This window comes from Levilactobacillus muriae, from assembly GCF_045862015.1.
Classification (GTDB): domain Bacteria; phylum Bacillota; class Bacilli; order Lactobacillales; family Lactobacillaceae; genus Levilactobacillus; species Levilactobacillus muriae.
On sequence record NZ_BAAFRU010000024.1, the window covers coordinates 1 to 25,085 of the forward strand.

General features: G+C 47.9%; 16 protein-coding genes. 9 read left to right on the forward strand and 7 right to left on the reverse strand.

The window, feature by feature from the left end; translation table 11 throughout:
* The first annotated feature begins 371 nt into the window (after nucleotides 1-371).
* Nucleotides 372-3,467, forward strand: a complete 3,096-nt coding sequence (locus ACKTSF_RS12605; protein ID WP_407889945.1) for a YfhO family protein — start codon at nucleotides 372-374, stop codon at nucleotides 3,465-3,467.
* Between the two features lie 172 nt (nucleotides 3,468-3,639).
* Here the strand turns inward: ACKTSF_RS12605 and ACKTSF_RS12610 are convergent, their stop codons facing one another.
* Both ACKTSF_RS12610 and ACKTSF_RS12615 read right to left on the reverse strand, forming a co-directional pair.
* Nucleotides 3,640-4,950, reverse strand: coding sequence for an NCS2 family permease (locus ACKTSF_RS12610; RefSeq protein WP_407889947.1), 1,311 nt, complete (start codon nucleotides 4,948-4,950; stop codon nucleotides 3,640-3,642).
* 202 nt (nucleotides 4,951-5,152) lie between these two features.
* Nucleotides 5,153-6,136, reverse strand: coding sequence for an aldo/keto reductase (locus ACKTSF_RS12615; RefSeq protein WP_407889949.1), 984 nt, complete (start codon nucleotides 6,134-6,136; stop codon nucleotides 5,153-5,155).
* Nucleotides 6,137-6,292: 156 nt separating this feature from the next.
* Between ACKTSF_RS12615 and ACKTSF_RS12620 the strand changes: the two genes are divergently transcribed.
* The 3 genes from ACKTSF_RS12620 to ACKTSF_RS12630 all read left to right on the forward strand — a co-directional run bounded on the left by ACKTSF_RS12620 (nucleotide 6,293) and on the right by ACKTSF_RS12630 (nucleotide 8,503).
* Nucleotides 6,293-6,898, forward strand: coding sequence for an SDR family oxidoreductase (locus ACKTSF_RS12620; RefSeq protein WP_407889951.1), 606 nt, complete (start codon nucleotides 6,293-6,295; stop codon nucleotides 6,896-6,898).
* Nucleotides 6,899-6,976: 78 nt separating this feature from the next.
* A complete protein-coding gene (locus ACKTSF_RS12625) occupies nucleotides 6,977-7,351 on the forward strand; it encodes a hypothetical protein (RefSeq protein ID WP_407889953.1) in 375 nt (124 codons plus the stop codon).
* A gap of 129 nt (nucleotides 7,352-7,480) precedes the next feature.
* Nucleotides 7,481-8,503: a polysaccharide deacetylase family protein gene (locus ACKTSF_RS12630; protein ID WP_407889955.1), complete on the forward strand. Its 1,023-nt coding sequence runs from the start codon at nucleotides 7,481-7,483 to the stop codon at nucleotides 8,501-8,503.
* 51 nt (nucleotides 8,504-8,554) lie between these two features.
* Here ACKTSF_RS12630 and ACKTSF_RS12635 read toward each other — a convergent pair whose 3' ends face one another.
* The gene (locus tag ACKTSF_RS12635) at nucleotides 8,555-9,697 is read right to left on the reverse strand and encodes an ArgE/DapE family deacylase (protein WP_407889957.1); all 1,143 of its coding nucleotides are present in this window, start codon (nucleotides 9,695-9,697) and stop codon (nucleotides 8,555-8,557) included.
* A gap of 289 nt (nucleotides 9,698-9,986) precedes the next feature.
* Between ACKTSF_RS12635 and ACKTSF_RS12640 the strand changes: the two genes are divergently transcribed.
* Both ACKTSF_RS12640 and addA read left to right on the forward strand, forming a co-directional pair.
* A complete protein-coding gene (locus ACKTSF_RS12640; protein ID WP_407889958.1) occupies nucleotides 9,987-13,598 on the forward strand; it encodes a PD-(D/E)XK nuclease family protein in 3,612 nt (1,203 codons plus the stop codon).
* A complete protein-coding gene (addA, locus tag ACKTSF_RS12645; RefSeq protein WP_407889960.1) occupies nucleotides 13,585-17,388 on the forward strand; it encodes a helicase-exonuclease AddAB subunit AddA in 3,804 nt (1,267 codons plus the stop codon). The genes ACKTSF_RS12640 and addA overlap by 14 nt, the downstream gene beginning before the upstream one ends.
* A gap of 54 nt (nucleotides 17,389-17,442) precedes the next feature.
* Here the strand turns inward: addA and ACKTSF_RS12650 are convergent, their stop codons facing one another.
* Together ACKTSF_RS12650 and ACKTSF_RS12655 are read right to left on the reverse strand one after the other, a co-directional pair.
* On the reverse strand, nucleotides 17,443-17,634 hold the full coding sequence (locus ACKTSF_RS12650) for a hypothetical protein (RefSeq protein ID WP_407889962.1): 192 nt from the start codon (nucleotides 17,632-17,634) through the stop codon (nucleotides 17,443-17,445).
* 52 nt (nucleotides 17,635-17,686) lie between these two features.
* Nucleotides 17,687-18,856, reverse strand: a complete 1,170-nt coding sequence (locus tag ACKTSF_RS12655; protein ID WP_407889964.1) for a thiolase family protein — start codon at nucleotides 18,854-18,856, stop codon at nucleotides 17,687-17,689.
* 295 nt (nucleotides 18,857-19,151) lie between these two features.
* On the opposite strand from ACKTSF_RS12655, the gene ACKTSF_RS12660 reads away from it, so the two are divergent.
* Nucleotides 19,152-20,117, forward strand: a complete 966-nt coding sequence (locus tag ACKTSF_RS12660) for a hypothetical protein (RefSeq protein ID WP_407889966.1) — start codon at nucleotides 19,152-19,154, stop codon at nucleotides 20,115-20,117.
* A 72-nt stretch (nucleotides 20,118-20,189) separates the two neighbouring features.
* Here the strand turns inward: ACKTSF_RS12660 and ACKTSF_RS12665 are convergent, their stop codons facing one another.
* Nucleotides 20,190-21,701 carry a UDP-N-acetylmuramoyl-L-alanyl-D-glutamate--2,6-diaminopimelate ligase gene (locus ACKTSF_RS12665; protein WP_407889968.1) on the reverse strand — a complete coding sequence of 504 codons (1,512 nt, stop codon included), beginning with the start codon at nucleotides 21,699-21,701 and terminating at the stop codon, nucleotides 20,190-20,192.
* 19 nt (nucleotides 21,702-21,720) lie between these two features.
* The gene (gene lysS / locus ACKTSF_RS12670; protein WP_407889970.1) at nucleotides 21,721-23,232 is read right to left on the reverse strand and encodes a lysine--tRNA ligase; all 1,512 of its coding nucleotides are present in this window, start codon (nucleotides 23,230-23,232) and stop codon (nucleotides 21,721-21,723) included.
* A 256-nt stretch (nucleotides 23,233-23,488) separates the two neighbouring features.
* On the opposite strand from lysS, the gene ACKTSF_RS12675 reads away from it, so the two are divergent.
* Complete coding sequence (locus ACKTSF_RS12675; RefSeq protein WP_407889972.1) at nucleotides 23,489-23,725, forward strand: hypothetical protein; 237 nt, start codon at nucleotides 23,489-23,491, stop codon at nucleotides 23,723-23,725.
* Between the two features lie 656 nt (nucleotides 23,726-24,381).
* Complete coding sequence (locus ACKTSF_RS12680; RefSeq protein WP_407889974.1) at nucleotides 24,382-24,624, forward strand: hypothetical protein; 243 nt, start codon at nucleotides 24,382-24,384, stop codon at nucleotides 24,622-24,624.
* Nucleotides 24,625-25,085 lie beyond the last annotated feature (461 nt).

The following is a 25,085-nucleotide window of genomic DNA, read 5'->3' on the forward strand; positions in this document are numbered from 1 at the left end:
GAATTCTCCTTGTATATTGTTTTTTAGTCGACTCAATTATACTCGTGGAGCAATCCATGTCTATTTTTGTACAGTAAAAGCCCGACGCGTCGGGCTTTTACTGTACTTTTTAACTTTCAACCTTTAGCTAAATATATGAAAGACCTCTGAAGATTCACCCATATCGGCGAATCCCAGAGGTTTTTCATCATAATTTGCTAAAACTAGGAGTAGGGTGTGTGACGTATGGATAAAGTGCTTGTTCCACATGAAACATTACAATGCCGTATTGTTTCGCGAGAAAGATTGACACTTCGAGTCTGACTTTGTAAATTGGAGATATAGCGTTTCATTTAGAACCCGTATTTTAGAAATTCACTGGAGGTCTCATCATGGAAATCGCACACCACCGGTGGCCGTTGTGGCTTTTATACTCTGCGGCTTTTATGGTGATTGCGGCGTTTAGCTTTGGTGTCTTTATGATGGCTAATCGTACGTTGATTTGGAATATGGATGGTGTGACCCAGCATTATCCTTTAATGTTGGAGCTTCACCGCTTACTGACAAAATCGGGGCTGGCCGGTGTTACAGGTTGGTCGTGGACCTTTGGCTTGGGTGCGGATAAACTCACAACCTTAGCCTATTATGTGTTGGGGGATCCCTTTGCTTATTTATTGGCATTACTGCCAACCCATTTAATTGAAGCGGGGTATGGCTGGTTTGTTATTCTGCGGCTGTATGCGTCGGGTCTAGCCTTCTTGGCATTTACTCGCTGCTATACGTTTAAACCGTTCAGTCGGTTACTAGGGGCCTTGACGTATGCGTTTGCCGGATACTCTCTCATGATTGGCGTGCATCACCCCTTCTTCATTCTTCCCATGATTTGGTTACCCCTGTTATTTCTAGGGATTGACCGTGTGTTGCACGGCAAAGGATGGGCTTTTCTGGGGGCCATAACCGGACTGACGGTCTTGAGTAACTTTTATTTCGCTTACATATTGGGGTTGGGCAGCTTAATTTATGCCGTTATTCGTTACTTGAGTTTAAAAGAGCAGGGACAACTCCGAGTGAAGTTACGGCCCACTATCGGCCGATTGAGTGCCGCTGCGGTATCGGGATTGTTGTTAGCTGGTATTCTGTTGGTACCTTCGATCATCATGATGTTGGGATCTACCAGAACAGGCAGCAGTTTCGCTAATGGCTTGTGGTTGTATCCTGCGAGTTATTATCTCAAATTAGGAAATACGGTCCTCACAACGGGAAATTCGCTGAGTTACTGGGCAATCTTTGGAATGACCGGGATTGCCTTTCTAGGATGTGTGTATACTCTCGTTCATTGGCGGCAATATCGACCGTTAGCGGGGACGCTAGTCTTAGTTGTCATTGGCCTGATTTTCCCGGCAGTCGCTGCCTTCTTTAACGTGTTCTCGACACCTTCTAATCGGTGGTTATTACTTGTGACGATTCCTGTAGGCTTAGCGACGATGGTGCTATTGGACCATGCGACGCAACTGTCACAATTAGATCGTTGGTGGCTTGGTGGGAGTGCCGCCGGGCTTCTAGCCGTTGTGTACCTTAGCAATGGCCTGATTTTTAGTAATCCGGCTCGGAATCTCATTACCTATGGGTTGTTTCTGGCAACGGTGGCGATTTTATTAGGAAGCATCCAACAACCCGCACGGTTAACGATGACGTTGATTGGTATTTTGTTAAGCTTGAATTTAATCAATAATGCGTGGGGCTATTATGACCCCAACGCCAGCTTACAGGCCACACAACAGTTGCGCAAGGGTGATGCCACAGCTTATATTCGGGATTATTATGATGGTGCGGATCGTGCTGTACAGCGAGAGAAGACCTTCTCCCGGAGCAATACAACATCGAACTTTAACTTACTGCGAACCGTTGGAAATAATATGGCGATGGCGCATGGACTACCCGGTCTCATGTCCTATTTTTCGGTTCAAAATGGCGCAGTGGGTCAATTTAGCCAAGATATTCAAAATTCAGAATACACGATGAATTCACCAATCGGTCAGGGAGATGATCGCTCATCTCTGAATCATTTGTTAGGTGTTAAAACCATCTTTGCTCGAGAAGATCAGGTGACCGATCATGCAGCCTTGCCATATGGGTATCATGCTGAGAAAAAGGTTTATCCAGAGCAGACCGTCTACGGGTTGTCTAATGGTGTGGGAACGCAGCGGCTAACTACAAGCCTTAACCTTCCTTTGGTTTACACACAGCCCCAAGCGTTAACAGCAAAGCAGTGGGACCGCCTTTCTGCGGTCAATCGTGAGCGTAGTTTAACACAGGCAGCTATGACCCAGACCAAAATGGTGGGGCTTAAAACTGCTAGGTATCATTCGCCGGCCCGAACGCTGGATTATTCCGTGACACCAGATATTGTACCGGTTATTGATAGTCCTAATAAGGTAGTTCAGTATCGGTTGCAACAAGCGTTGGCTGGACAAAAGAAGGGCCTCAATGACAAACAGCTAGATAATTATGGGAGTTCGATAACTAGTCCTAAATTGACCGTTGATCAAAATGGCTTGATTAGTCAAAAGGATGAGCAGAAGTATGCTGGTCAGGTCCAATTGAATCAACATCGTACGCAGTTGGATCAAGTGCTGACGGCTAACCAACAGATTCTTCAGGATACGGTTACCGCCAATCAACATGGGTTACGCCAACTGACGAGTGATGTTCAAGGAAATCAAATCAAGTATACGTTAACCTTGAAGCGGCCTAAGCAGGCGCAAGGAACGGAGCTGTATCTGGCTTTGGACGGTATTAGTGCTAAACGCTTGACGACGGCTCAACAGTTGCAGGATCAGGATAACACTAGTATTTTAGGCAATACACCGCGCTCAAATCTGACAAAACTTAATGATTGGCGAGATGCGGTCCAGAATCCGGATATGGGGGATTACTGGGTTAAAGTCAAGACACGTAATGAAACGAATAGCTTTTCTCAGTTTGGTGTTGATAATCTGTCGGACTATGAGCCGAAACATCAAGTCTTATTGAACTTAGGCTATTCAAAGCAACGGCGACAGACGATTGACGTGACGTTTAATGCAACCCGTCGGATTGATTTCAAAGCCGTCAAGCTCATCGCCATGCCGTATAGCCAATCCTATGATCGACAGGTTCATGCCGCTCAGCAGCGGGGCCTGAAGAACACAACTGTTAGTGCTAATCGCGTAACTGGGAACCTGACGACGACGCGGGCCAGTGTTCTGACCACGTCAATTCCATACACCAAGGGCTGGCAGTTGAAGGTTGACGGGCGGACAACTGAGACACAAGTCGTTAACGATGGCTTTGTTGGGGCCCGTCTGCCAGCTGGGGAACACCACATTCAGCTGACCTATCACACACCTGGATTTATTATGGGGTGCTGGTTGACCTTGATTGGCAGTATCGTCCTGGTTGTTGCTGGTAGCTGGCATTGGTGGCGTCATCCGCAACATCGTCACTAAAAACAACCCGGGAAATTTTAGAATAGTCGCGTATTAACCCGGGTTATAATGCTAGAGACAGACAAAACGCGTTCATTTCCGTTAGGGAGTGAACGCGTTTTCTGATCTTGAGTGAAAAGATTATTGGAAAAAAGCACGTGTCCCATGTTTAATGGGAGTCACGTGCTTCGTGTTAATCAGCATTTAAAATCCAAAGGAAGAGGATGAAGACGATAGCTAAGCCATACATCATGGGTCCAACTTCCTTACCGCGCTTCGCGGCAATCATCGTCAATGGGTAGGTGATGAATCCCAAAGCAATCCCATCTGAGATGCTGTAGGTCAAGGGCATCCCCAAGACAATCAGGAAGGCTGGTGCCGCGACTTCGAACTTTTCCCAGTGAATGCTCTTCAGAGACTGGGCCATCAAGACCCCCACAATAATCAGGGCTGGTGCGGTAACCTGGTTGGTCACCACGGCCAGCAGTGGGGAGAAGAAGGCACCGAGAATAAAGAGGACGGCCGTGACGATAGCTGTGAAGCCGGAACGACCACCGACAGCGATTCCGGCGGAAGATTCGACGAAAGCGCCCATTGGGGAAGTTCCAAGCAAGGATCCGGCAACCATTGTGGTAGAATCGGCCATCAGAGCCTTACCAATACGGGGGATCTTGTTGTTTTTAACGAGACCGGCTTGTTCGGCTAAACCGACTAACGTTCCCGTCGTATCGAAGAAGGTCACCAATAAGAACGTCAGAACGACAACAACTAACTGTAGAGAGTTGATGCTACCAACGTGAGTCAGGCCCACCATGAAGGTTGAGCTAATACTAGGAATTCCGGCAACAATGTGGGCTGGCATTGGAATCAAACCTGTGATTAAGCCCAAAATTGAGTTAGCCACCATCCCGATAAAGATCGCGCCTGGGACCTTAGCACTCATTAAGACTAACGTTACTAACAGACCAAAGATCGTCAACCAAGTACTGCCGACCTGTAAGGAACCCAGAGTAACGACGGTTGATTTATCTGCGGCAACTAGGCCCCCCTGACTCAAGCCAATAAAGGCAATAAATAGACCAATTCCGGCACTAATCGCCATCTTGAGGTCTCGCGGAATGGCGTCAACCACTCTTTCCCGCAGCTTGAAAGCTGTTAAGATCATAAATAGAATAGAAGCCACGAATACACCGGCCAAAGCTGTTTCCCAAGGCACTTTCATGCCAATAACCACGGAATAAGCAAAGAAGGCGTTAATCCCCAGGCTAGCGGAGATTGCGATGGGATAATTGGCGAGAATGCCCATCAGAGCACAACCAAATGCGGAAGCGAAAGCCGTGGCGGTGAAGACCGCCCCCTGGCTGATCCCAGAAGCTCCCAAGACTTGTGGGTTAACGAACAGGATGTAAGCCATCGACACAAACGTTGTGATTCCGGCTAAAATTTCTGTTTTATAGTTGGTTCCTAATTCTTCAAACTGAAAAAACTTGGCAATTCTCTGCATCTTATGCGCTCCCTTAAAACTTAGTAGAACACGAACGTTGATGAATATAGTTCGTGTTTTTCTCTCAGATCACTACTAGAAGAGCTTAACATTTATTTAATATGAAAGCAATCACGAATTAGAAATTAAATTATAAAAATAAAGTTCGTAAAATAAAAAACAGCGCTCAATACGCTGCTTAACGTGATAGATGAATTTGGCTTTAGTCTGGGTCTGCAAGGGACTTGCCATTTGCGGTAGTCTTGAAGCCCGCAAAGGCAGTGTCGATTGCCTGGTATTCAGTGGCAGTCAGCGTTACAGTCAGAGACTGTGCGTTGGCCGCAACCTGATCGGCACGTTTAGCTCCGGGGATAACGACGCTGATCAATGGGTTTTGCATATACCAAGCCAGAATTGTTTGGGCAACCGTCGCCTGATGTGCGGCCGCAATTGGCTTGACGGTGGTCAGTGCCTGTAGTGCCTGTCCATACCGGGGTTGCTGGAAGTCACTAATCTGGCTACGAATATCATCTGCTGGGAATGAAACGTCGCCATCGTATTTACCAGTCAACAAACCAGAAGCCAAGGGGAAGTAGGGTACAAAGCTAATCTGGTGGTCCTTGAGATAGGGCATCAAATCGGCTTCGTGGTCCTGGTGAAGTAAGCTAAATTCATCTTCAACGACATCGACATAACCGTCAGCGTTAGCATCTTTGACCTGATCGAGGCTAAAGTTTGAGACCCCAATAGCTCGGATCTTTCCTTGCTCACGTAAGCGTTGGAGCGCGCCAACTGCTTCAGCCTTGGGGGTTTGTTTATCCGGAAAGTGAATGTAGTAGATGTCAAGGTAGTCCGTATTCAAGCGCTTTAAGCTGGCATCAACCTGTTGCGTCAGAAAGTCAGGATCGTTGTTAATGACCTGTTCACCAGTGGAGAAGTCTTGGGCACCCTTCGTTGCCAGGGCAAAGCTATGTCGGTCAAAGTCATGCATGGCTTGGCCAACGAGTTCTTCAGAATGTCCTAAGCCGTAGACGAAGGCTGTATCTAGAAGCTGAATGCCATTGTCGAGACCAGCCTTGACTAGGTTCAGACCGTCTATATCCCGTAGATTTGGAAACAAGTTGTAGCCGCCAACCGCGTTAGTTCCTAGACCAAGTGGGGTTGCCTGAACGTCGCTTTTACCAATCGTTACCATTTTATGTGTCATCAGTTTACCTCCTAAATAGATAGATATTGCACAGTATTACACGTCCATTATACCGGATTATTAGGGCCAGCGGCCGTGAGAAGTTTGCCAATGGACTATCGGTGATTGGGGGCTTTCTGGTACACTGGGAGGCAGAGAAAAAGGAGCGGATAACAGATGACAATAACTTATGTAATCGTAGGTGCAACCGCACTGGGACAGAGTGTGGCGCGGCAGTTGGCTGCACAAGTGGACAGTACGGTTCGAATTGTCCACACTGCCAAGGAACAATTACCGGCAGACTTAGCCGATCAAGTAACGGCGTTTACAGGTGATTTGACGAAGGAAGCAACCTATCAAGAGGTCTTAAAAGGCCAGCCGATTATCTTTTCAGCATTGACGGGTATGGATGTGGATTTGGCATTTGAAGCGCTCTTCGATGCCCAATACCATCAGCAGTTGCAATTGACGCGTTTCGTGATGTTAAGTACGGCAGGCGTTGACCAAGAAGTTACGGGTGAACTCGACTATCCGGGAATTACGGATGTCAAGGAGTACCTTAACCAGCAGCGTTACGCGGCCAAACTGGTGGATGAAGCAGAATTTCCGTATACCATTTTGCGGCCCGTCACGCTAACAACTGACCCAGAGACGACCCCCAAGATTATTAAGGAAGGTGCAGTAGTCCCAGCCGGCCATGTTTCACGTGAAACAGTTGCGACGGTTGCGTCACAGATCGTGATTAACGGTGGCTATGATTACCAGTCATTGGCAATTTGCTAAATCTTTCGCAAAGTTTTGAGTTTCCCCTGAAATTATTGTTTGTTGCGGGCAATTGTTTGTTAAAATAGGGTCAGTGGGGTGAAGTCATTGGCATTAAATATAGATAGTCAGCAATTACAGGCGATTCGAGAGCGGATGGGTGAGGCCAATCAACGGGCACACTTCGTTATTTTTCAGTCCGTTGAGAAAAAGACGGGCAAGCCCTTACGACTCATTACGGATATTGAAAGCTTTCGGGCGATTCAGGAGCAGCATGCTGAAGATTCTGAAATGACGATTATCCAAGACATCGTGCCGATTACGGATGCACTGGCACGCTGGGCAATTGCGGAAAATATGGCAGCACAGCAAACAAACGATAGCAGCGTCTTGACCGATCTGGAATACTATACCAACGAAGTTCTAAAGGAAAATCACCAGGCCGTTAATCCCCCGGATGACGACCAGAATTAGGTAGCTTAACGATCCTGTTAGGCTACCCTTTTTATGTTCAAATTTGTAAGGCGTTTTACGGCCGATCCTTAAGCGAAACTGGTAAGATAAAGGTAGCTTCAGGGGAGCAATTTTTGAGGAGGGATCGGTATGAAAAAAGAAAAGTGGCATCAGGCGGGGTTACTGATGGCGATAGTGGCGTTAATCACGGGGATGGGCGCTTTACCTGTTCAGGCGAAGACCACAACTCAGACAAAGACCGTTACGTTTGGTCAATTAACGAATAAAAATCCTAAACGGCTGGCGGCAATCCGGCAGGCGGCCCGACAACAGATCTTAAAGCAGACACATGCCAAGGGCAGTAAGGTTGCGGCAGTCTACAAAGTTAAGCTGCCGAGACATATGACTAAGAAGGCTACGTTGACGACTTCGGGGTTGCGGATGAATCTACTAGCCAATTCGTTTAAGGTCAAACAGGTCACAATTCCCTATACACAGTTAAAAGGAAAAGTGTTGAATCACTATTTGCCGAAAGCCAATCGGACGAAGGCAGTTAAGACAACCAAGATGGTTGCACTGACTTTTGATGATGGACCGGATAAGACGCTCACGCCACGTCTGTTGAAGACCTTGAAGAAGTACAAGGTTCACGCAACCTTCTTTGAGACAGGAGAAAATGTCAGCCGGTACCCGCAGATTTCACGGGCAGTATTGGCTGGTGGTAATGAACTGGGCAATCATTCATGGAACCACCCGGACTTTAACCGAATTGGGACGGCAAAGACTGTCAGCCAGATTACGCGAACAAACCGCGCAATTTACCAAGCAACGGGGACACTCCCACAGTACGTTCGGCCACCATATGGAAACGTGACAGCTGCTGAGGGACGGGCTGTTGAGCAACCTATCATTCGCTGGTCTGTGGATTCTCGTGACTGGTCTTACCTGAATAAAAATAAAGATATCAATGAAGTTATGAAGGATACCCGTGGTGGCGACATTATTTTAATGCACGACATCCACTCGCAGTCGGTTGCAGCGGCACCGACCATCATCAAGCGGTTAAAGGCCAAGGGCTACAAACTTGTGACTGTTAGCCAATTGTTGAATAATCAAGCCCTGCCAGGGCTACAGTACTTTGGTGCTCACGATTACCGGACTGTCGGGAAATAGCCAATAAAAAACGATTGATTCCACGAATTTCGCAGAACCAATCGTTTTAATTTACGCTAAAAATTCTTGAGCGAGTCGTTGGTAAACGTGTTGGACGTGTAGAAACTGATCTAGGTCCACAAACTCATTGGTTGCGTGGGCTTCATTCCATTCGCCAGCACCATAAACGATGACAGGGAAGTCATTGGTCGACTTGGTAAATTCGGAAGCATCCGTCGCTCCGTGAATGACTTGTAACTGCGTGTCACGACCAAATTCCTGATCAGCAATTTTCTTTGTCAATTGGACCAGGGGTGAATCCTGACGACTGATAATTGGTTTAAAACTGTAGTCCACGTGAAGTGTGAGGTGTTCGTCTTTTTCCTGGTTGAGGTGGTCAACAACGTCATTTAGACGCTGGATAACAGCAGTGTTATCGAATTCGGGAATGGGACGGATATTGCCTTGAAGTTCGGCTTTGGCGGGGATGCTATTGACTTGCTCGCCACCATTGAAGACAGTCACGCTGTGGACCAGTGGACCGAGTTCAGGACTCACCGGCGCATCGTCGAAAGCAGTCGCCTCAGCGGTAATGAATTTGGCTAAGTTCGTGACGGCATTGATCCCCTTTTCCGGCATGGAACTGTGTACGCCTAACCCTTGAGAGTAGACGTGATAGTTAAGAGAGCCATTGTGCGCATAAACAATATTGCCACCAGTGGGTTCGCCAATGACCATGGCACTGAGATCGTCAGCTAAGCCTTGTTCCGTGAGCATCCGTGAGCCCATGGCACCATTTTCTTCGCCAACAGTTCCGATGAAGCGGAGCCGGCCGTTTAGGGGTGTTTTTTGATCAGCAAGGGTGAGAAAGGTGATGACCATGGCGGCCAGACCACTCTTCATGTCAGCGGCACCACGGCCGTATAGACGCCGACCTTCGATATGGGCACTGAAAGGATCGAATTTCCAATCATCAGGATCGCCGGTTGCGACAGTGTCCAAGTGACCGGAGAGGGAGAAGACCTTGTCACTTGCCGAATCACCAATCTCGGCAACGAGGTTACTACGACCATCGGCATAGGGAATCTGTTTGGCGGTGATACCATGCGTAGCAAAGAGCTTTTGAAGATAGGTGGCTACTTTAGCTTCGTTACCGTTGACGGAATTAATCTGAATCAACTGTTGTAGAATTTTTATTTGTTCACTATCATCCATAGGAATAAAGCCTGCTTTCTCATCATTTTTTAATATTAATTCCTAGTGTAGCACGCCCAGCCAACGTTGGCGACTAATCTGTAAGGAATACCAAGAATACAATGAAATTTATAGCAAACATGTGTTCGCTTTTGCGATGGCTTATGCTAGAATATAATCAAGTTAGATAGTGAGATCGGTTGGTCAGCATGCGTCTGTTGACCCGTGTATCATGAGAATGATTGATGCACGAAGCCTTGCAAGTATGACGGATGGCACCGGTAGACGTAATTAATGAGGAGGTCGGCAAATGAGTTTGCAATTTATTTTAGGTAGCGCAGGGCAGGATCACCGAGAACCTATGGTGACGGCGATGGCCCAACAGGTTACAGCACATCCCACGGATCAGTGCTATTACATTGTGCCTAATCATATTAAGTTTGAAACTGAAGTTGATGTCTTGACTGATTTAAAGAAAAAAATAGCACCAGATCAAGCTTTGTTCGCGCAAACGCAGGTCCAGGTCTTTTCATTTACGCGGTTGGCCTGGTTCTTCATGAAGAATGAACCCGTTTATCAGATTCCCCGAATTTCGACTGCTGGTCTCAATATGCTGATCTATCAGATCATTCAGAGTCACGCTGACGAGTTGACGATCTTTCGTGGAGAGGTCGATCGGCCAGGTTTTGTTAGCCAGTTAACAGCGCAATTGGCGGAGCTCAAGGTGGGGCAAGTTACCGCTGCAGATTTGATGAGCGCGATTGGCCAACTGAGCACTAATAATGCAGATCTTCAGGCTAAGCTACATGACTTAATGATTATCTATGAAGCCTTTGAGCAACAGATGCTGGGTAAATATGTGGAAAACACTGATCTGTTGAATCAGCTAGCAGATTTTTTAGCCACCAAAATTGATTTAAAGCACGCGCACTTTTATCTGGAGGGTTTCTCACAGTTGAGTGCACAAGAACGTAAGCTGACGGCAGCTTTAATTGAGCGGGCTGCCAGCGTGACTGTCGCACTGAACTTGGATAAGGGCTACCCACAGAAGCTACCGGATAACACGTCGCTATTCTTTCAGTCAGGGAAGCTCTACCATCAGCTGTACAGTGTGGCGCGTGCTAGTCAGATTCCCGTACAAACCGACCAATATGCCCAAATGGCGCGAGTTTCCAGTGAGTTGTTGGCCTTAGACAACTTTTGGCAAGCGTCAAATGCAATGACCCCAAAGCCTCAGCCCGTCGTCCAGGTGCCAACTCATATCCAGATTGTGCAAGCAGCCAATCGTTACGTAGAAGTCTCTCGAGTGGCGACGCAGATTCGGCAAATGGTTGCTAGTGGCCGGTATCGCTATCAGGACTTTTTGGTTATGGCGCGTCATTTAGATCACTATCAGACGGTGATCGATCCGATATTTAAGGCGCAAGAAATTCCGTATTTTGATGATGCTGACGTCCAAATGGCCGATCATCCCTTTGTTGAATTGATTAATGCGCTATTCGATGTCGAGCGACGAAATTATCGATATGCCGATATCTTTCGGGTGTTGAAGTCGGAATTACTCTTACCCCAAGACGATGCTGGCGAACCTATGGCCTTGCCTGCATATCGCCGAGCACTTGCGTTAACGGAAAATTTTGTCTTGAAGAATGGTTTTGAAGGCCAACATCGCTGGACCCAGACCAAGGATTGGGTCTACATGCGGTTGTCGGCTGGCGATGATCAGGTACAGACGTCACACGATGACCAGATTACGGCGCAAATCAATCTGATTCGTCAGTTCGTTGCCCACACTCTCCCACCCTTCTTTGCGCGGTTAAAGGCTGCCAAAACTTATACGGATGCAGCTGCAGTGATCTATCAATTTTTAGATCAGGCAGGGGTCAGTGCCCGCTTGATGGCTTGGCGCGATCAAGCCATTGCCGCTGGAGATTTGATGCGTGCTGGGCAACCAGAACAAACGTGGGCAACGTTCTGCCAAATGTTGGACGAGTGTCATAGTATTCTAGGTGCGTTGCCGTTCAATCAAACTGATTTTCAAGCGTTGCTCCAATCCGGTTTTGCGGGTGCTAAATTTAGTCAGATTCCATCGACATTGGATCAAGTCACGATTACTGAAAGTGGGATTGTCCAAGCCAATAATCGGAAGGTCACGTTCCTCATGGGGGCGACGGCCGATGACATGCCGGACAGCCAAATTCCGACGAGTCTTTTGGCGGACAATGATCGCCGCGATTTGAGTGAGCAGTTACAGGCGGTGGATGAGGATAGTTATCTGCGTGATGACGCGGCGACGCAATTGGCAGGAGAACCCTATCTCAATTATCTGGCCTTCTTGAGTGGTAGTGAGCGGTTGATTTTCAGCTATCCAACTACGAGCGATGAGGATCATAACGGGTTGCAAATTTCACCATATGTTGAACGTATTCGACAATATTTTAGGCTACCGATTCTTGTGGCTCCGGCCACCCCTAAGGCAGAAATGATCGATATTTTACCGTTTGTGGGAACGCGCCGCACGACGCTTCGTCATCTTGTGCAGGCAAGCCATGATAGTCAATTACGCGAGCAGCCGCTGTCACAGCCATGGTTGTACGTTCTCAATGAACTCAGTCATGACGTGAACTACGGTGGTTTAACAACAAAATTACTGGGAAGTTTGAGCTATCGTAATGTACCAAAACAGCTGACACCAGATATCGTCACGCAACTGTACGGTCAAAAAATCAGTACGTCGATTTCTAAGCTAGAAGAATACTATGCTAACCCGTATGCCTACTTCTTAAAGTATGGACTACGGCTACAAGAGCGCGATGTCTTTGAATTGTCGCCGGCTAGCACAGGTGAATTCTTTCACGCGACTATGGACGGTCTGATGAAGCAGATCAAGCAACAGAATCTAAATCTAGCCGAACTCGATGAACAACAGCTGCAGGAGCTGACAACGGCGGTTATTCACGATGTGTTGGATACGACGACCAATCCACAGTTTGCTATCTTGGAGAGCTCTCATCGGATGCTGTATATTCGCCAGCAGTTGATTAAAACGATGCGACAAATGGCGAAGACACTGCGAGAACAGAGTGGCCGAACCAAGCTACGGCCGAAACGAACGGAGGTTCAATTTGGTCTGGGCGATCAGGATGGTCTGGCAGCCCTATCATTTGATCTCGGTAAGCAGCGGCAGGTGACAGTTCGTGGCCGAATTGATCGGTTGGATGCACTAGAGCTCAAGGACAAGACATTCCTAGGCATCGTGGATTACAAGAGTTCGGAGCATAAGTTTAGTTACCAGGATGCCTATTATGGTCAAGCCATGCAGATGTTGACGTACTTGGATGCTGTGAAGAAAAATATGCCAGAGCTGTTAGCCGGAGAGGCTGGGAATGCGCAACGTGCAGAACTGGCTGGGGCGGTCTATTTACACTTACAAAACCCGATTTTGCGGGCGGTAGACGTGATGGACGATGATCCATTAATGGCGTTATTGAAGGCGGAACAATACCAAGGATTATTGTTAGATGATCCCGACTTGTTGACGAACTTAGATTCTTTATTTGCGACGGATGATTATCACGGAAGTTCATTACTCTTTCGTGGTCTGCGGCGTGGTGTTAAGGGTAATTACACGTCTTATAGCAAAATGTTGGTCAATCCAGATGAACTGGATTTGCTCTTGCATCATACGGAGGGGTTGATCAAGCGTGCGGCTACGGAAATTTTTGATGGTCACATTGATTTGTCCCCAACACGGGAACAGAACAAAACGGCTCTACAGTATTCGCCATACAAGTCAATTATGCAGTTTGATCCCTTACTGACGGAAAATAATTATCATGATTTGCAGCCACTCAAAAAAGATGATGTGATGACGCGGATCAAGGAACAACTAGAACAGGAGGATCCCGATGGCAAAATTTGAGTTTACGCCCAGCCAAGACCAAGCGATTCACGAGGCGGGGAATAATCTACTGGTGTCGGCTTCGGCCGGTTCCGGTAAAACGCGTGTTCTGGTTCAACGCGTTATTGAAAAGCTCAAGGCTGGGACCGGTATCGATGAAGTGTTGATTGTGACCTTCACGAAGGCGGCCGCGGCTGAAATGCGCGAACGGATTCAGACTGCGTTACGTCAGGAATTAACAAAGAGTCAGGGTGATAGTGAACGGCAGTCGTTCTACTTGCGACAGCTGAATCAGTTGCCCGTTGCTGACATCAGTACCTTAGATGCCTTTTGTCTGCGGATCTTACAGCATTACTACTACGTGATCGACATGGATCCTGTATTTCGTTTGTTAGCTGATGAGACGGAGAACGCCTTACTCCGTGACGAGGTCTGGGCTGACGTTCGCGAGCAGCTCTATGCTGAGGGCGAGACACTGGCAAAGGAGGGTGAACAGAACTTGTTTGCCCGATTGACGGAGAACTTCTCTGGCGACCGTAACGATGATGGTTTGGCCGAACTTGTTCAGCGAACCTATACGTTTGCCAATGCGACCGCGGACCCCGCGGCGTGGCTAGCGGCATTACCGAATCCATATCATCTAGACAGCGATCAATTAACCGCAACGCGTTTTTATCACGAACAGTTGCAACCGTTGTTCACAGCGCAATTGCAACAGATTCAAGCGGATTTGACCAGCGCTCAGCAGCTGGCTGAGCAGGCCAATCTAAGCAAGCAAGCTGACCATCTGACGGCTGTTCTCAGCAGTTTGGGAAACACCTTGGAATGTGTGGATCAAGGAAGCTGGAATACGCTGAGAACGGCTGTCAGAGACTTTAATTGGGGTCGGATGCCGAGTGTTCGCAAGACCAACGAAGATTATGGCGTGTATAACCACCTCAAGACGACCTACTATGATCCGGCACGTAAGCAACTAGAGACGTTGAAAAAGGGGTATTTGATCCAGACCGAAGAACAGGCAATGACCACGATTCAAAGGTCTGGTGAGTTGGTACGCGAATTGGCTCAGGCTGTGTCGGCCTTTCGGGATGCATATGCGGATGAGAAGCAACGGCGCCACGTCTTGGATTTTGCTGACGTGGAGCATGCGGCACTTGAAATTCTGACGCGTGATACGGACCAATCTCGGCAAGTCGCGGCGCAACTTCGCCAACAGTATGCTGAAATCATGGTGGATGAATATCAGGATACCAATGGCTTACAGGAAGCAATTCTAACGGCAATCGCTAGGCCGGCACCTACCGGTAATTTGTTCATGGTTGGGGATGTCAAACAATCCATTTATCGCTTTCGGCAGGCTGACCCGACGTTGTTCATGGACAAGACCGATCGCTACACCGCTGACCAGCAGTCTGGTAAGCTGATTGTCTTGGCTGAGAACTTTCGGTCCATGAAAAATGTTGATGATTTCACGAACCTGATCTTCAAACAATTGATGGACCGGGAATTGGGTGAAATCGACTATACCGGAGCGGCGCAGTTAAAATTCGGGGCAACATACTATCCTGAAAATATGACGAGTACGGCTGAGTTATTGGTGTACTTGTCAGATGAGGCTGACCCGACGTATGAGCCTATCGACTCGCCGGATCAGGAGCCGATGGACGCTACCTTTCAGGTAGATAATAAGCACCAGGGCGAGGTCTTATTGGCCGGAAAGAAGATCCAAGACCTGATTGCAGCGAAGACACCCATTTATGACCGGGATGCCCGTAAGATTCGACCAATCAAGTACGGTGATGTGACGTTATTGACCCCTACGCGAACGAACAATCTAATCATTACGGATGAGTTGCGGCGGCTAGGAATTCCGGTCGTCGTTAATGATGCGCAGAATTACTTTAAGACCACAGAAATTCAAATTATGATGGCCCTTCTTCGAGTCATTGATAACCCCTACCAAGATATTCCACTGGCGGCGGTTCTGCGTTCGCCAATCGTTGGGCTCAATGAGAATGAGCTGGCAGCTCTACGAATTAATCAGCGGACAGGGGACTACTATCAAGCTGTTTTACACTACCAGCAGACCTATGCAGCGGCGAGTGCTAGTGACTTTCAGCAGACACTTTATGAAAAAATTAGTCACTTTTTGGAACAGTTAGAACGATTCCGCAATATTGCGCGGCAAAATCAACTGGTAACGCTGATTTGGCAGATCTATCAGGATACTGGGTTCTTGGATTATGTTGGGGGGATGCCAGCTGGTGAACAGCGGCAGGCTAACCTCCACGCGTTGTATGAGCGAGCACAGAGTTATGAACACAGTAGTTTTAAAGGACTGTTTCAATTTGTCCGGTTCGTTGAACGTTTACAAGAGCGGGACGATGATTTGGCTGGGGCGCCGGTGCAGGCCGCAGAGAATGCCGTGTCAGTCATGACCATTCACGGGAGTAAAGGACTGGAATTTCCAGTCGTCTTTATCATGGATGCATCGCGGCAGTTCAACCGGCAGGATCAGCAGGGAAGCTACGTGATGAGTGGTAAACAAGGAATCGGTATCGACTACCTTGATCCGGTCAGTCGCATTAAAGCGCCTAGTCTACAGAAGTTAGTCACGGCGCAAGCTATTTCACGTGCGAGTTTGGCGGAAGAAATGCGTAAACTTTACGTGGCGCTGACCCGTGCAGAGTCACAGATTTATATTGTGGGATCCCATAAGACAAAGGAAGAGGCTCTGAGCGTCTGGGAACAAGCTTACCAGAGTCCCGATCTAGTTTTAAACGCCACACTGCGGGAGAAAAGTACTGCAGCAAATTACTTGGATTGGATTGGCATGTGTTTGATTCGTGACGCAAAGTTCGCGGATGAGTCACAATCGGCCAGCGAGGCGCTACCCGCTCTGGCTGGAGACCCAGCCGATTTCAAGGTGACCTTCGCGACGGCCAATGATTTGGGTTCAGCCCCAGCGGTTAATGCGGCGACGGTCGATTGGTTTAAGGAGGCCAGTACCGTGGCAGCTAAGACCACAGGCAATGTATCCGGGAGTGAATCGATTCGGCAGGTTATGGACTTTAGCTACCCCCATGAAGCAGCCACACAAACCACAGCCTATCAGTCTGTCTCGGAAGCAAAACGGTTGTTCGAAGATCCCGACAACGCCACGATTGGCGACTATCAACCAGTGGGTAATGGGCAACGCGGTCGGCGATTCGTCACACATGATTTTGCTCGGCCCGAATTCCTACAGACCGTTCGGGCACCGTTGCCAACCGAAATTGGGACGGCAACTCACTTGGTCTTACAACAATTGGATGTGACGAAAACACCGACGGTCGCCACGATTCAGGCCAAAATTGAGCAGCTGGTTACCGATCGCGTTTTGACGGCGGAAGTAGCCGCGCAGGTGCGTGCGGACTTGGTTCTGCAGTTCTTTAACACCCCGGTTGGCCAGCAGATCCTTGCACACCCCACGACGTTACAACGAGAAGTGCCGTTTTCTCTATTGATGCCAGCTAAGAGCCTCTTTCAAGACTTCAAGGAAGCTGATTCGCAGGTCTTGGTCCACGGAATTGTCGACGGTTACTTGCAAACAGAGAGTGGTATCATTCTCTTCGATTACAAGACGGATCACGTCAATCTAAATGCCGTTGAACAGAGCACTGCCAAGATTATTGACCGTTACAGTGGGCAGGTTAATCTGTATGCGGCAGCGATTCAGCAGATGACGGGGCAATCGGTCACAGCGCAATATCTGTATTTGTTGACCACGGGAACCTTGGTTTCTGTGCCTGCTAAACAATTGAAAGTCTAAAAAAATCTTCACCGCAACGACCCAAGGCCATTGTGGTGAAGATTTTTTAGAAAATTAGTGATGAATTAAAATCAGTGAAATCAAGATAAACAGCAAAATGACCATGACAGCAATAACGCCCAATAGGCGGCGATTAAAGTGGTGGTCCAGGTGATAAACGTAGCCAAGCACACCGGTCAAAGCCAAGAGGCCGACTACTGCTAAAATAATCAATTTAAGTTTAACGTCGAAATCTGTAGTTAACATGGCGCGCTTCCTTTTCTCTAAGGTCGTTGGCCTCATTATACCAGAGAACGGGTCAATCGCGTTCTAAAAGGAGTGCGATACCCATGCCACCACCGATACACATGGCGGCAAGACCACGGTGCAGGTCGCTGTGAAGCAATTCGTGCAGGAGGGTTACAACGATGCGGGTTCCGGATGCACCAAGCGGATGGCCGAGGGCAATACTTCCGCCATTCACGTTGAGTTTTTCACTGGGAAGCCTGAGGTCCCGAGCAATCGCGACAGACTGTGACGCAAACGCCTCGTTAATCTCGTAACGGTCGATATCATCAACGCGTAAGTGGTGCTGATCTAGAACGTCTTGAATGGCATAAACTGGTGCGTACCCCATGATATCGGGATCGATGCCATTCTCATGGTAACCGGTGAGTGTTGCCAGATAAGGGATGTTGGCGGCCTGCGCTGTGGACTTGCGCATCAGCACCATTGCGGCCGCGCCATCGTTGAGGCCGGCTGCGTTACCAGCAGTCACTGTACCATCGGCGCGAAATGCTGGTGGTAACGCGGCTAATTTTTCCAGCGAGGTGTTAGAGCGGATGGCTTCGTCTTGGGTGATCAGCTCATCGCCAACGGGAACCGGAACGATTTCGTCGTTGAATTGGAAGTGTTGTTGTGCGGAAACGGCTTTTTGTTGCGAGTTTAAGGCGAAGGCGTCTTGAGACTCACGACTAACGTTGAAACGTTCCGCAACATTTTCTGCGGTGATTCCCATGGGTACATTGGTAAACGCGTCAGTGAGGCCATCGCGGATAAGACTGTCCGTGAGCGAGACATCGCCAAATTTGTGGCCCCAACGGGATTGGTGATTGAGGTAAGGGGCCTGACTCATACTTTCTGTGCCGCCAACCAAGACGGCATCGGCATCTCCCATGAGAATCGCCGTTTGACCCAAGCGGATGGCCTTGAGGCTCGATCCACAGACCTGATTGATAGTCATCGCTGTACTTGTGACAGGGAGGCCAACGTTAAGTTCAATCTGGCGGGCAACATTTTGTCCAAGGCCAGCCTGCAAGACCGTGCCAAAGATGGTTTGCTGAATCATGGCGGGGTCGAGACCGCTACGGGTAACGGCAGCCTGGGCGGCAATGGTACCTAATGTGACGGCCGAAACTGACCGCAAACCACGGCCAAACTTGCCGATGGGGGTCCGTGCCGCACTAACAATAACAACTTCTTCTGCCATGTAAATGAGCGCTCCTTTTTCCGATAAGTCTTCGAACCTTAAATATAACCGACTTTAACTAATTTGTCTTGAATTTAGACGGGAAACGGTGAGATTTCGCCTTTTCTTAAAGATTATTGAGACTAGGACTAATGTTGGCGTGTCACAATGAGTGTCAACGATCTAACTATCAATAGTCGATCTTCATGGAAATTAAGTCATCACTTTTCGGCGAAAGACACCCGTTATTTTCCATTCTGCCGGTCATCGCTTATAATAGAAGGTGGAATTCAAGACAGATAGGGGAATTGTAGTTATGGAAGAGACAGATGCAACACCCGAACTAATGACGCCCACGGAGTTCTTGACCCCGGAGCACCTAACACGGTTATCCGCGAATCAGCAAAAGTATGCACCCGATATTCTACAGGATATCACGCAGGCTCGTGCGACCGTTGACTTAGGAAGTGGCACTTGGACAGCCCAACAGGTTAGTGGTACTTTGGCAGCTTTGCCGACATTGGTGGATCGACCGCATGTCTACTATGTCGCCGTTATTCCAGTGCTGACGGCTTACTTTAGGGCGCAAGCTAGCGCCAACTTGCAGGATTTGTTGTTAGCATTAAAGCAAGCACGGCCGGCATTGGTAGAAAAGCATGCGGAAGTTGTTGAGGAACAGCAAGCCTATGAGGGCGTTGTGGCACTGGTTGAAGACTGGTTAGCGGCCATGGGCAAGCAGCCAGAAGTTAGTAATTTAAGTGCAGCGGATCGGCAGCGCTTCGTCACCATCGTGCATACTACGGCAGAATTGATGATTACGGGTAAGCAGCTCCAGCCGGTCGACTGGGATGCCGAGGCCATCTCATCTATCATGTTTGGGCCATTCACCCATCTGTTAGATGAAAAGGATCGCGTACCTGAATTGTTCAATCTGGTACCCTTCGCTTTAACGACGCTGTTCACTTATTTGGCTGATCAACAGCAGTTGAAGCAGTCTCAGGAGCTTCTGATGTGGGTCACGAAAAATCACACGGCCCTAGTCACCATGTACAATCCCAAGCTTGAAAGTTTCTATGAAGAACTGGCTTCGGCAATGCGACGAGCCGGTATCGATGCCAATGATCATGATGCCGTGGATGCCTTCACACGAGATTATTTGAATGCGCATCCCGTGACCGGACGAGAATTGTTCACCACGGACCGTCAACTGACCAAAAAGCGGCCTGCTAAACACTTAAAATACAGTCGTAAACAACGGCGTAATCGTCGTAAAAAACGGTAATTTAAAGGATATTGCGTTACAAAAAACGTCTAGGACAATCCGTCCTAGACGTTTTTTTGATACCACAAGCAATTAAACTTCGAGTTCATCGATGACTTCCTGTGCGACGACTGGATCTGTGGCATAGGGGGTATCGACACCGTTTATTTTTTGATAAGCATCTTGGCCCTTGCCAGCAAGAATCACGAGGTCGTCATTCGTTGCCGTTGCAATGGCGTGATGGATAGCGTCTTCTCGTTGTGGGATAATCGTTGTCTGAACCTTGGTGTGGTCGATATAGCTATCGATTTCTTTGGCAATGGCAATGGGGTCTTCGTGACCCGGATCATCCGTCGTTAGGAAGGCGACGTTAGCGTAATCATTCAACGCTTTGGCAAAGCCTTCGCGCCGATCCTCACCCTTATCACCAGTACTCCCCAAGACTGCCATGATTCGGTGGTCTGGGAATTGTGCATGTAAGAAGTGGAGAAGGGCATTCATGCTACCCCAGTCGTGGGCGTAATCAATGTAGACCGTTCCGTGTTGCTTAGTGGTCAGCACTTCCATCCGCCCCGGAATGGTGGTGTTTGCCAATCCCGTTTGCATATCAGTTACGTGAGCACCAGCCAAGGCACTGGCTAGAATCGCTGCTGTGGCGTTGCTCTGGTTGAAGTCGCCGGGAACCGAGACGCTGTAGGTTGTTGCCAAATCGGCAAATTTTTCGGTATCCTGATTGACGGTCAACCGGAACTTGCTGGCAGTCAACGTCGCTTCCTCACTCGTGAGTGAGACCGTTGCGTTCGGCTGGTCGACGCCATACGTGAAGATGTGATCGGGAGCCGTTGAAACCGTCGCTGCTGCCAGGATCTCGTTGAAATGGTCGGTATCTGCATCAATAATACAGTTATCTGAATTTAGCATTAACTGCATTTTGCAGAAAAGATAGTTGGCAAAGTTCGGGTGCTCGTTGACGCCGATGTGATCGGGTGAGATGTTCAAGAACAATCCCACGTTGAATTTCAACCCGTATACGCGGTCTAACAGGTAGGCCTGCGAGGCAACTTCCATGACCAAAACCTTTTGGCCGTTAGTCACGGCCTGTCGCATTTCTCGGAAGATGTCGAATGATTCCGCCGTCGTCAGGTGAGCCTTGAATTGGTCCTCCGGCTTAGGGCCCAAGATGTGATTGATCGTGGAGAACATCGCAACTTGTTTAGGAAAAGTCCGTTCCAAGATATTTCTGGTGAAATACGTAGAGGTCGTCTTACCTTTGGTCCCTGTGTAACCGATGACGAAGAGATCATTTTGTGGAAAGCCAAAATACAGTTGCGCAGCCAAGGATAAGGCCTTACGCACGTCGGTCACGAAGATTCCAGGTGTGGCAATGTCGTAGTTCTTTTCTGCTAAATAGCAACTGGCACCGTTGGCTACGGCTTGGTGAAGGTAGTCTACGGAGAAGTTAAAGCCTTTGCAAACAAAGAGGCTATTGGCACTGGCCTGGCGGGAGTCATAGGCTAACCCGTCAAAGGCAACGTCATCAGATAGCGTTGTTCCCTGATACAGGTTGTGTTCCTGGAGGAGCGCTATTAATTGGTTTACTCTCATTCAATTGCCTCTTTTCGGATTAGGCGTTTGGCCGCATAGTTGGGAAGAGCATGACATCGCGAATTGATGCAGAGTCGGTCAACAACATCGTCATCCGATCGATACCAATCCCCAGACCACCAGTAGGCGGCATGCCGTATTCCATAGCTTCGATATAGTCAGAGTCAATCCCATGGGCTTCTTCGTTCCCAGCAGCCCGTTCAGTATCTTGTGCTTCGAAACGTTGACGTTGGTCGATTGGATCGTTTAATTCAGTAAAGGCGTTCCCGAATTCATCACCGTTAATGTAGAGCTCGAAGCGGTCGGTAAACCGAGGATCCTTAGGGTTCTTCTTAGCCAGTGGTGAGATTTCAACGGGGTGACCGTAGATAAAGGTTGGATTAATCAGGTTATCTTGAACCTTTTCTTCGAAGATAGCGTTGATGATGTGACCAACTTTCCAGTATGGTTCGCAGTGAATGCCGTTTTCTTCAGCTAATTTCCGGGCGTCATCGTCAGACATTGGTTGCCAGAAGTCGATACCTGTGGCGTCTTTAACGGCGTCAACCATGTGAACCCGTTTGAATTCAGCGTCGAGGTCGATGTCCTTACCTTGGTAAGTCAACTTTCCAGAACCGTTGACCTTGTTGGCCACGTGACGGAAGATGTTTTCCGTCAGGTCCATGACGTCGGTGTAGTCCGCGTAGGCCGTATAAACTTCAACCATGTTGAATTCAGGGTTATGCCGTAAGTCGGTTCCTTCGTTCCGGAAGTCCTTGCCTAATTCGTAAACCTTTTCCATCCCACCAACGATTAAACGCTTGAGATAGAGTTCAGTGGCAATCCGCAAGTACAGAGGAATATCAAAAGCGTTGGAATGGGTTACGAATGGCCGTGCTTCAGCACCACCGGCTTCAGTTTGAAGCACGGGGGTGTCAACCTCCAAGTAGCCTTCGCTGTCGAGATATTCCCGGATGGCCTTCTTGATTTGGGTGACCTTGATAAACCGATCAAAGCTATCGTGGTTAGCAATCAAGTCCAGGTAGCGTTGACGATAAATGGTTTCAGGGTTCGTCAAGCCGTGATACTTGTCTGGTAATGGCCGTAAAGCCTTGGATAAGAATTCAAAGTCAGTGAAGCGTAAGGTTAAAGCACCAGTGTTCGTCTTGATGACGTAACCCTTGGCCCCAATAAAATCCCCTAAGTCTAACGTCTTGTAGAGGGCATACTTGTCTTCGCCAAGTTCGTCTTGACGGGCGTAACCTTGGACGACACCAGTTCTGTCGAGCAAATCGATAAAGCCGGCTTTGCCGCTGCCACGCTTACCGGTAATCCGACCCGCAACAGCAACATAATGTTTGTCTTCCATCAACTCTTCTTTGTCATACTTATCGTATTTTTCAGTGAGTGACTTACTGTCGTCAGTTCTATCAAAGCGGTGACCGAAAGGCGCGATGCCCTGTTCTTGTAAATTGTTCATTTTATCCCGACGAACCTGCATCTGATCATTCAGATCGGTCGGTGCGGCATTATTATTTTTGCTGTTACCCATGTTGTGTCCTCCTATTAAGTATTGATTCAAAAGTTCTGTGAATCCAGACCTCCTTTAAATTTAGTTGATTTTAAGCCAATAAGCAAGCCAAATCGCCCGTTAAATAAGGAAAAAAGTGAAAATTGAAAATGACATTCAGAAAGCCTCAACAATGGAAACGCTTTATTAAACAATCGACTCGTTTTCTCTGACTAGTTGGTTTCGGGGCGCTAGGGAAGCGTGATGGACTGATAGTTATTGTGAGGAGACGCTTGGGATGTACAAGGTGATCCGGTCACTGTGGCCGCTATTACTTCTGGGATTGTTGGTCAACACAGCCTATAGTGTGATGTGGCCATTAACAACGATTTATCTACATCATAATCTTAACTTGAGGCTGGTTATCAGTGGCATGATTCTCGCGGCCTATTCGGGATTTAACGTGTTGGGTGGTTACCTCGGTGGGGTCTTGACGGATCTCTTTCATGCCAAAAGGTGGGGCTCGGCCAATTAGGTAATTTGGTCCTTGACGCAGTGGTTGGATTCTTTTGGAATGGCCGGTTGGCCTATCCCATCGTCCTGATGATCTTCGGTGGGGGCATGGGCGGGTCTTCAATGTCCTCTACATCTTCATTAATCTGGACCTGGTCGTGGGACAACAAGTATTGGAAGTCTATTTCGCCACAGTTTGAAGCCAATTTTCTTTCTATAAATGATTGTGTATTATTTGTTGGCAACCGGTTTGTGGGCCAAATATGCGGGATGACTGGTTACAACCAGCCCGAGGTATTGGAAAGACGGTAGTTGCGTCACAGGCACCGGTCAAGCAAATAAAATTAGGCATCGTGAAAAGCAGACTGGTTCCCGTGAGTCTCACATTGATGTTGTTGGACCTATGTGCGGTGGATGAGTTATTTCTGTTTATATTCAGAATCGGGCTTGAGTATTCGCTTATATAGTCATTTGTGGGTGTACAACAGGATCCTCTTGATTTCCGTGCAATCCTCGATGTTCAGAGTCAGTCGGGTCAAGGCTTTGCCAGTATAAATCATCATCGGATTGAGAGTAATTTGGGGCTCGTTTCTTCTATTAAGTAGTGCAACAGGCACTGCTATCCTATTCATAGCGATGACGCCACTGACCTTGGGGGGAGCCACCTATGTGCCAGAGATGCCGGCATGGATTACCGCATATACAATTGGCAATGGAGGTAGGTACCAAGGACTGATCAACACATTTTCTTCATCAGGAAAAGCGATTGATCCTGTGATGGGCGGACTGGTTATCGACGTATCACAGGACTTTTCACGGTTGTATTTAGTTTGTGTGGGGGGCGATGGTCTGATTATGATGGCCTTAGTGGCGATTGTCCTGCCGAGGCTGAAAAAGAGGGCGAACCATTATAAGACTTAAATCAGGAAACGCACGGGTGCACCGTGCGAAAATGCTGTTAACGAAACGGGTTATTCGTCTTTTGAAAAAGATGCCATTATTTTACGATTTTTGTTGACGACGGTCCCTCTGCTTGGTATAGTTATATCCGTTGCCAATTCATAACGACAAGCTAGACCAATTTAAAACATTGAAATTGCTTGTTGACAAACGAATTGATAACATGATATGATTAATGAGTTGTTGCGTCTGTGATAGCCAACCAACGAGAAACGTTGTTAAATCAAACTTCTTGTTGACATCAAATCAGTAACATGATATGATTATTAAGTTGATTGATTCGTCAATTAACTAAGTAGACCTTTGAAAACTGAACATTGTTTCGACAAACCAAATATGTGTAGGGCGGTTTGATACTTGGTATCAAACCCAAACAATATTTGCGAAGTCAATTCGCTTTTATAACAAAAAGTAACAACAAT

Coding starts and splice junctions, on each gene's coding strand:
- ACKTSF_RS12635 (WP_407889957.1), bottom strand. CDS start 9,697: ATGGATGATAGTGAACAAATAAAAATTCTACAACAGTTGATTCAGATT.
- ACKTSF_RS12655 (WP_407889964.1), bottom strand. CDS start 18,856: ATGGCAGAAGAAGTTGTTATTGTTAGTGCGGCACGGACCCCCATCGGC.
- ACKTSF_RS12660 (WP_407889966.1), top strand. CDS start 19,152: ATGGAAGAGACAGATGCAACACCCGAACTAATGACGCCCACGGAGTTC.
- ACKTSF_RS12630 (WP_407889955.1), top strand. CDS start 7,481: ATGAAAAAAGAAAAGTGGCATCAGGCGGGGTTACTGATGGCGATAGTG.
- ACKTSF_RS12650 (WP_407889962.1), bottom strand. CDS start 17,634: ATGTTAACTACAGATTTCGACGTTAAACTTAAATTGATTATTTTAGCA.
- ACKTSF_RS12605 (WP_407889945.1), top strand. CDS start 372: ATGGAAATCGCACACCACCGGTGGCCGTTGTGGCTTTTATACTCTGCG.
- ACKTSF_RS12615 (WP_407889949.1), bottom strand. CDS start 6,136: ATGACACATAAAATGGTAACGATTGGTAAAAGCGACGTTCAGGCAACC.
- lysS (WP_407889970.1), bottom strand. CDS start 23,232: ATGGGTAACAGCAAAAATAATAATGCCGCACCGACCGATCTGAATGAT.
- ACKTSF_RS12620 (WP_407889951.1), top strand. CDS start 6,293: ATGACAATAACTTATGTAATCGTAGGTGCAACCGCACTGGGACAGAGT.
- ACKTSF_RS12640 (WP_407889958.1), top strand. CDS start 9,987: ATGAGTTTGCAATTTATTTTAGGTAGCGCAGGGCAGGATCACCGAGAA.
- addA (WP_407889960.1), top strand. CDS start 13,585: ATGGCAAAATTTGAGTTTACGCCCAGCCAAGACCAAGCGATTCACGAG.
- ACKTSF_RS12665 (WP_407889968.1), bottom strand. CDS start 21,701: ATGAGAGTAAACCAATTAATAGCGCTCCTCCAGGAACACAACCTGTAT.
- ACKTSF_RS12680 (WP_407889974.1), top strand. CDS start 24,382: ATGCCGGCATGGATTACCGCATATACAATTGGCAATGGAGGTAGGTAC.
- ACKTSF_RS12610 (WP_407889947.1), bottom strand. CDS start 4,950: ATGCAGAGAATTGCCAAGTTTTTTCAGTTTGAAGAATTAGGAACCAAC.
- ACKTSF_RS12675 (WP_407889972.1), top strand. CDS start 23,489: ATGTACAAGGTGATCCGGTCACTGTGGCCGCTATTACTTCTGGGATTG.